Source organism: Collinsella aerofaciens, from assembly GCF_902501475.1.
Taxonomy (GTDB): domain Bacteria; phylum Actinomycetota; class Coriobacteriia; order Coriobacteriales; family Coriobacteriaceae; genus Collinsella; species Collinsella aerofaciens_AL.
In genome coordinates this window covers 34,792-42,477 of the sequence record NZ_CABWIF010000008.1, presented here as the reverse complement: position 1 = coordinate 42,477, position 7,686 = coordinate 34,792, and the positions used below count along the sequence as shown (strand labels likewise).

Below are 7,686 nucleotides of genomic sequence, written 5' to 3'. Positions count from 1 at the left end.
GGGCTGCTCGGCGTAGGACAGGTTCACGCCGTAGCGCGAGCCGTCCCCGAGCAGGCGCTCGAAGTTGGGGAGGTCGGTCGGCGTGGAGATGACCAGGATGTCCCGGATTCCCGCCAGCATGAGGGTGGACAGCGGGTAGTAGATCATGGGCTTGTCGTAGACCGGCAGCAGCTGCTTGCTGGTCACAAACGTGAGCGGGTACAGGCGCGTGCCGGACCCGCCGGCGAGGATGATGCCTTTCAAGAATTAGCCTCTTTTCGTATGACGCTCGTCATTTTGATAGCGCTCAAGTTTTTCGATCGCCAACTGCTGGGTAAGCTCGCGAAGTTTCGTATCGAGCTGAGAAAGACGAACGCTCAACCTAAAGCAAACAATAAGCAAGATGAAGATGAAGAACAGAAACACGAAGTTCGAAGGCGACATGGTGCCAACGAGATTCGAAAGCCAGAAAAAAACCTGTGGAAAAATACTGGCAAGCAGCAGAAGCGCCGAAAAGCAAAACCAGAACAGAGAGTCCTCAAGGCGCATCTTGGAATCGCGAATTTTCATGGTCATATAGGCAAACGTGAGCAAAGACGCCGCGAACAGCGTAATGCGAAGCGGAAGCGTCATGCGGCATCGCCCTCCAAGCGCTTACGGAAGAACTGGATAAACAGAATAGACAGGGTCATGCGGAGCATGTACTTAGCGGAAGATCTCCAGTTAAAATAGCTCTCCCCCGCCTCGCGCTCGGCCATCTGCACGGGCACCTCAACAACCTTGGCATGGGCGGCGCGAATGAGGTAAGAAACGGTATCGGGCTCTGGACCCATGTTGAGACCAAGGGCGAGCAATTTGATCATGCGCTTATTGAAAGCACGCATACCCGACGTTGGGTCATGGATGAGCTGTCCCGTCGTGAGCTTAATGGCACTCTGAATGATGTTACTGCCAAGCATGCGCAACGAGCTGCCCTTAGGCTGATTGACGAATCTAGAGCCAATTGCAATATCGCTTGTCTGGAGCGCCTGCCCTAAGTCGTGAATGTATTGAGGCAGGTGCTGTCCATCGGCATCAAACTGAATAGCGCAGTCGTAACTATGCCGATAGGCATATTTAATACCTGCTTGGAATGCACCGGCAAGGCCAAGGTTGCAGGGCAGATCCAAAAACGGATAACCATTTTCACGGCAAATTTGAACAGTTCCATCGCTGGAACCGTCATTAACGACCAAGTAGTCAACATCGGGAACGGTAGCGATCAGCCTGCTGACCGTAGACTCGAGAGACTCCTCTTCGTTATAAGCAGGAATAATAATCAGTGTGTTCAAAGCTTACTTCCGAAACGACGTGGACTTTTCTAAATATAATAACGAAGGGCACGACTTTAGCTCTTAACACTCATCAATCCTGCTCAAAACAGCGCATCAATCAGTGTTTGGCTAAAAAATGCACTCACAGCATCAGAGGAACGAGCTCGTCGACTTACCAAGATATATCCTTACCGATCGCTTTCCTAACCAAGCGATACACAGATAGAGCGGGCTTAAAAAGTCCAAGTTTAACGAAAGCGGACGAAAGCGAAGCCTTTAGGAATAATCCACCGTTCTTACAGCCATAGCCTAGAGACAGATAGCGAGAAGTGCGCCAATAAGGAAATTCAGAATCAGCTGCCGCAATTAAGACGTCGATTTCATTAGTTACATTCGAAATTCCAGATCCCAACAATCGAAATGACATCGATACAACAATGTGCGCAAAAGCGACCGCATCAAATGCTTCGAGCATCTCAACAGGATTGCAGTTCTTATAATAAGAACGAATTTCGGCCATTGCCGCAATTGCATCTTTAAGTTGCCCCGGATTAATCGAATTAATGGTCGAGTCACCGTGAACTCTGTACTCAACCAAGGCCTCTGGAAGATAGGAAATGAGGCCATCACTCCGCAAAAGCGCGAGAAGCAGCAAAGACAAGTCGTCAAGCATCACCGGAGCAACAGAGAGTCTATGGCTATGCTTCAGAAGCGAAGCTTTATATATCTTGTTCCATGGAGCTGGATTAATTTGAAGCAATCTACCCGGATCCTTTTTTAGCGAAAAAGATCCCAAAGGTTTGCAAAACTCGGCGGACATCAATTTACCGGTACCAATATCAACGCGATTGAATCCACATACTGCCAAATCGCAATTAATGGAAGAGGCCAATTCATACATCTTGACAATAAATCCTGGCACAGCAACGTCATCGCTATCTAGAAACATGATGTAGTCGCCCTTGGCCTTTTGAATGCCAGACAAACGAGCCGACCAGGCACCAGAGTTCTCCTGATTGACAACAAAAACCTCAGGATGGCACAAGCGATACGAATCCAATATATCGGCCGTTTTATCTTTAGAGCCGTCATTCACGCAAATTATCTCTAGTCCCTGAAAACCCTGATTTAGAAGAGAGTCTAAGCAGGCTTCGATTGTGCGCTCGGCGTTATAGCAAGGGACAACAATGCTGACAAGCGGATAATTAGTGTGACGAATTGACACAGCACTCCTTAGTTAAGAGATTATTCAGGTAGATTAAGCTCTATAGTAATTAATACTATAGAGTTCTGATTGAAATCAGACAAAAGAGGATTGAATGCAACTTACGCCAAAGCAGCTAACACAACTCAAGAACATCGAACTCGCAATGCTCGATGAATTTGTCCGCATTTGCGATGCAAATGGAATCGACTATTTTCTCTCGGGCGGAACTTGTTTGGGCGCCGCACGCCATAAGGGATTTATTCCGTGGGACGACGATATTGATGTTGGCATGCTCCGCGAAGACTACGACCGCTTTGCACAAGCTTGTAAAACCGAACTGAGCGATGGCTTTATATTCCAAGACATGAACACCGAGCCTAATTGCGGCCTTGTTTTTGGCAAGATCCGCAAAAAAGGAACGGTGTATTCAGAAACCTACTCTTCTCATATCGCCATGTCGCAGGGCGTATGGATAGATATTTTCCCCTATGATCGAGTTTCGAACGATTCGACCGAACGCAGTAAACAATATCGTAAGGTTTCGTTCCTCAAGAACCTATATATCGTCAAATGTGGATATAAGTTTCCTCAAAATAAGGGCGGAATACAAAAAGCTGCCTATTATGTGGCAAAGGCGTTGTGTCTCCTCATTCCCCAACACTGGATTATCAGTAAAATAGACAAAGCAATGCGCACTTACGATCAAGACGACTCGTGCCACTATGCTATGCCATTTGGCGGAGCTTACAGCATTGAAGTTGAAAACGAGGAACTCGCAAGACTGCACGACCTTGCCCCCATTGAGTTTGAAGGCAAGCAATACAAAACGTTTGCCGACTGGGATGGCTATCTAACAAAGCATTACGGCAACTACATGCAGCTCCCACCCAAAGAAAAGCGTCGAGCGGGAGTGCATTACGTAAAAGAACTCAAATTGTCACAGGATTAATAGACGTTTAGAAGCATCTTGCCTTTAAACATAATGTTTTCGAGCGGAAACGGTTGCGCAAAAGCTGGATCAAACATCATGCTCAAACGCTTCACAATGCTATGACGTCCATCAACAAAGCGAGATACGAGCTCTTTGTCCTCAGAACTCATGCTGTCGGCATAGCCATCAAGCAAAAGCGAAGCTGCTTCAGTAAGGCCGTGCTCCGAGGGAGTCAGAAGCGCGCTAGCAATGATCTTTATACGCTTGCCGCTCAAACTGTTTAGCCCACGCTCGCCAACCTGATTATGGCCCGAGATGCGGCGCTTAATGTAAGCATGCTCAAGATCGGGAACTTGAGCATTCAGCACTCTAGCGACTAAGTGAACCCAGCCATCATGAATACGAGGCCAATCCCGCGGCACATAACGTTGAAGGACAGACGCAAAAGCCGAATTGAACACCATCGTGCATCCGGACGCCCAATTTACAGTAAGTAACAACCCTAAAGAGTTTGCATGCGAAGCAAAGGCGCCGTATTCTCTAGACCCGCCATTAAGATGTTCATCAACATTGCACACGTCACTGTAATACAGGCGAGGACCCTCGCCAGCTGAACTAATTGCCTCAATTGCCTTTCCAAGCTTATTGGGCATCCAATAGTCGTCTTGATCTGAGAACGCAAAAAAGTCGAAGGACATTGTATCAGCACCATAAAGCATGTCCATAAAGTTTCGGGCGAGACCCTTGTTTTTCTCGTTGACGCGAAATTGAACATTAAACATATCTTGGGCAAAACGGCTGCAAATCGACGGCGTACTATCACTCGAGCCATCATCCGATATCAAGAGTGTGACGTTAACGCCCTCCTGAGCAAGGATGCTATTAATTTGTTCAGCGACATACTTCTCACCGTTATATGTAGCCATCATCACGAGGACGGAAGGCTTTTGCGCCATCTCGTTAGTCATGAACACTCCAGCAGTCAATCATGGCACGGTACATATCAGAGAGCGAATCGTAAGGCTCCCAGCCCAGCGCCTTAAGCTTAGATGAATCGAGCATGAGGTCAGAGGCTTTCCTAAACGTTGCCTCACGCTCAGGATCAAACTCCCTGCGGACCCGCGCTCCTTCAGCGCCAAACTGGTCAAGAACCAGCTGTGCCATTTCCCTAATGCTGCAATACGCATCCTCGTTAACAGCGTTATATGCTTCACCCGATTGGCCGTTAACCAATGCAATCAAAATAGCGCGCACAGAATCATCGACCGAAAGGTAACCATTGCGTTTAAGGCCGTCGCTCAACAAAACGATGTCCTTGCCTTCGATGGCATGACGACCAAAATCCGCAAACACTCGCATGTCGTCGGGGTGGACACCCTCACCGAACGTCTGAGCCAAACGCATAACAACCGAAGGGACATCGTGCTCAGCGGCATACGAGGCGCACAGGCACTCGACAAGACGCTTGGCCTCGGGATAGCTATTACGTACGACCATGGGATCCAGCCTACCGAGGTTATCTTCAGTAGCTACGCCTTCGACCTCGCCGTAAACCTCCATGGTAGAGAGGAACAGCACCTTCTGCGCATCCGCCGAGCAAGCGAACCTAAGTACAGCCTCCCCACCATGAACAATCTGTATAATCGTCGTAGCGGGAGTCTCGAGGAAGCTCTTGCTTGATGTTCCGCATGCAGCGTGGACTACATAATCCACGTGCTCAGGACCCACAAGTTCATCGCCAAGCGACCACTCCAGAACAGAAGCGTCGCTCCGGTCGCCAAACAGAACCTGCGCTTTTTTAATATTTCGAACAGGCAAAATTACTTTAATGCCAGCACGAACGCGATCGTTTCTAGAGAGTAAGGTCCTAACGATCTGAGAGCCAATAAGTCCCGTTGATCCTGTCACCAAAATGGTCTTTCCGTCCAACTCGGCCCAGGGAAGACTGACCTGTGCGGCGATCTGCGCAGCCCGGTCAAACAAATAATCATCTACAGCGGCCATAGCTGCTCCATTTCCTTGTAGTCAACAAACCCCTTAAACGCAAAGAAATCGCGCTGCGTGGTCACCTTAATATTATCCGCAGGTCCCTCAACCGTATGGGCTTTATGACCATAGTGCGCCATGAGCGAGATTGAATCGATGAAATCATGCCTGCCCTCCTTACGCGCACGAAGGTGCTCGGCATAAATATCATTAAACTTAAAGCCCTGAGGAGCACGTGCAAGTTTACAGCGCGAACGATCAACGACACGCTCTACCACACCATTCTCCTCCTCGATAATCGTTTCGGGCGAAGGAGCAACCGTAGCGGTAGGGCCATACTGAGATACGGAATCGATGCACGCAGTGATAGTCTGCTCGTCAATAAGCGGTCGAACGCCATCATGAATCAAAACAATGGAGTCCTCGCCCGTTACGCCTAGCCGATTAAGTTCAGAAAGACCATTAAAGATGGAATCCTGCCCCGTCTCGCCACCTGGAACAATCGACAAGACCTTAGAGTAGTGAGCGCCCTCGACTATTTCACGCATATGGTCCATACCCGAGGCAACACACACGACAACGACGCCCGCAACCAGAGGATGCTTTTCAAAATGGTCAATAGTGTGAGCGATGATAGGTTTACCGCCTAGTTCCAAAAACTGCTTGGGAACTTTAGCGCCACGCATACGCGACCCAACGCCGCCGGCAAAAATTACCGCATAGCACTTTAAATCATTGCATGCCATTAGTTATAGCCTTTCCAATATCATCGGGGAAAAAGTAGCTCAGAACGACAGCAGTCACATTTCCATAATTTTAATCTCAAGAAAGGAACTTGGTCACATAAGCAAAAGAAGCGCATTCTTTGCAAGAAGTGAGTCGACCTATATTCAACTCCTAAACCCCAACATGCATCGCGAGAGGACAGAAGCCTCACTCCTCAAATAAATCCATACGCAATCGAATCGCAACGACACAATATAACGGCATCGGTGACGCAATTGCGATGCTGATAGAACTAAAGGTACTGCCCGTAATAAGCTTTTCTTATTATGTAAATCGACCTAACAAGAACTCATCACAACAAGAATCGAATCAAATAAGTATTATTTAATTTATAAGCAATTCGCATGACCTAAGCAGAGAGACGAAAATGAAAGTTGCGCATATCTCTTCTTCTGGAAAACTCGATGGGGGAGCTGAACTATGCCTTGTCAGCCTTATTAGGTATGAAATTGAGAACGGAATCAACCCTTACGTTCTCCTTCCATATAAAGGCGAATTACAGGAAAAGCTAAATTCAATGGGAGTCGAGAACGACATCATTCACTATTTACCTTGGCGGCATCATCGCTCAGAACCAAAACTAAAATCATCAGCTATTTTCCTGATTAAGATCGTCATAAATTTAATTCAAGAAGTACATATCTATCGTCTTCTCCGGAAGCACAAAGTTGATTTAGTCCACATAAATACAACTGCCGTATATGCAGGGTCCATTTCTGCTCACATTCTCAATACTCCACTTATATGGCACTTGCGTGAATTCAATGGCCAACCAACCTCCTATGACTTCTATTGCAAGAGTTTTTCTTATCGGCTGCTTTCTAGAGCAAGCAAGTGCATAGCAGTCTCTAAAGTAATGGATGACTTTTATTCAGAGCATCTAAATAACTCAATTGTTATTTACGATTCAATGGAGGAACCTAGGCACGAGAGACAAAGCGACTTATTTTCTTCAGATATAACAAAAATAATCCTTATCGGAAACAAAAAGCCCGACAAGGGACAAATGGACGCAATAAAGGCCTTATCTCAATTAAGAGATCTTCCAATACATTTAACATTAATTGGCAAAGACATGGACGAAGCCTATGTTGCCGAAATGCACGACTATACTCAAAAACATTCCCTAGCTAGTCTACTTACAGACAATTCATTTGACTCAAAAGCCAAATTTAAACTACTCGAATCTGATATTGCATTAAATTGTTCTCGATCAGAGTCATTTGGAAGAACCACCGTTGAGGCACTGATGTCAGGCTGTTTAGTAATTGGGAATAACAACAGCTGCACCGCAGAGCTTCTCGCCAACGGAAGAGGTCTTCTCTACGAAGGCTCCGAAGACCTTTCGGTCAAAATTCGCTGGGCAATAAATCATCCGGCAGAATCAAAAGATATAGCAAAAAAAGGTGTAGAGTTTGGAGTCGGCTCCTTTCAGACCGGTAATAAAAATATCGTCAATCTGTTTAAGTCAATGCTTTAACTCA

Annotated in this window: 9 protein-coding genes; 2 read left to right on the top strand and 7 right to left on the bottom strand. The window is 46.8% G+C overall.

Going from position 1 to position 7,686, the window contains the following annotated elements; all coding sequences use genetic code 11:
- From GDJ93_RS02495 to GDJ93_RS02480, 4 genes are all read right to left on the bottom strand, one after another.
- The coding region (locus GDJ93_RS02495; protein ID WP_152067635.1) for a sugar phosphate nucleotidyltransferase at positions 1–243 on the bottom strand (243 nt) is incomplete at its 3' end.
- Between the two features lie 3 nt (positions 244–246).
- Positions 247–612 carry a DUF2304 domain-containing protein gene (locus GDJ93_RS02490; protein ID WP_152067634.1) on the bottom strand — a complete coding sequence of 122 codons (366 nt, stop codon included), beginning with the start codon at positions 610–612 and terminating at the stop codon, positions 247–249.
- Positions 609–1,310, bottom strand: coding sequence for a glycosyltransferase family 2 protein (locus tag GDJ93_RS02485; RefSeq protein ID WP_152067633.1), 702 nt, complete (start codon positions 1,308–1,310; stop codon positions 609–611). Before GDJ93_RS02485 ends, GDJ93_RS02490 begins: the two co-directional genes overlap by 4 nt.
- Before the next feature lie 154 nt (positions 1,311–1,464).
- Complete coding sequence (locus tag GDJ93_RS02480; protein ID WP_152067632.1) at positions 1,465–2,517, bottom strand: glycosyltransferase family 2 protein; 1,053 nt, start codon at positions 2,515–2,517, stop codon at positions 1,465–1,467.
- 94 nt (positions 2,518–2,611) lie between these two features.
- Between GDJ93_RS02480 and GDJ93_RS02475 the strand changes: the two genes are divergently transcribed.
- A complete protein-coding gene (locus GDJ93_RS02475; RefSeq protein ID WP_152067631.1) occupies positions 2,612–3,448 on the top strand; it encodes a LicD family protein in 837 nt (278 codons plus the stop codon).
- Here GDJ93_RS02475 and GDJ93_RS02470 read toward each other — a convergent pair.
- Genes GDJ93_RS02470 through GDJ93_RS02460 form a run of 3 tightly spaced genes read right to left on the bottom strand, consistent with a single transcriptional unit; the run spans position 3,445 to position 6,162 of the window.
- Entirely contained in the window at positions 3,445–4,398 is a 954-nt protein-coding gene (locus GDJ93_RS02470; protein WP_152067630.1) for a glycosyltransferase, read from the bottom strand. The genes GDJ93_RS02475 and GDJ93_RS02470 overlap by 4 nt on opposite strands.
- Complete coding sequence (locus GDJ93_RS02465; RefSeq protein ID WP_152067629.1) at positions 4,391–5,434, bottom strand: NAD-dependent epimerase/dehydratase family protein; 1,044 nt, start codon at positions 5,432–5,434, stop codon at positions 4,391–4,393. Before GDJ93_RS02465 ends, GDJ93_RS02470 begins: the two co-directional genes overlap by 8 nt.
- The gene (locus GDJ93_RS02460) at positions 5,422–6,162 is read right to left on the bottom strand and encodes an IspD/TarI family cytidylyltransferase (protein ID WP_152067628.1); all 741 of its coding nucleotides are present in this window, start codon (positions 6,160–6,162) and stop codon (positions 5,422–5,424) included. The genes GDJ93_RS02465 and GDJ93_RS02460 overlap by 13 nt, the downstream gene beginning before the upstream one ends.
- Positions 6,163–6,569: 407 nt before the next feature.
- Between GDJ93_RS02460 and GDJ93_RS02455 the strand changes: the two genes are divergently transcribed.
- Positions 6,570–7,682 carry a glycosyltransferase family 4 protein gene (locus tag GDJ93_RS02455; RefSeq protein ID WP_152067627.1) on the top strand — a complete coding sequence of 371 codons (1,113 nt, stop codon included), beginning with the start codon at positions 6,570–6,572 and terminating at the stop codon, positions 7,680–7,682.
- Positions 7,683–7,686 lie beyond the last annotated feature (4 nt).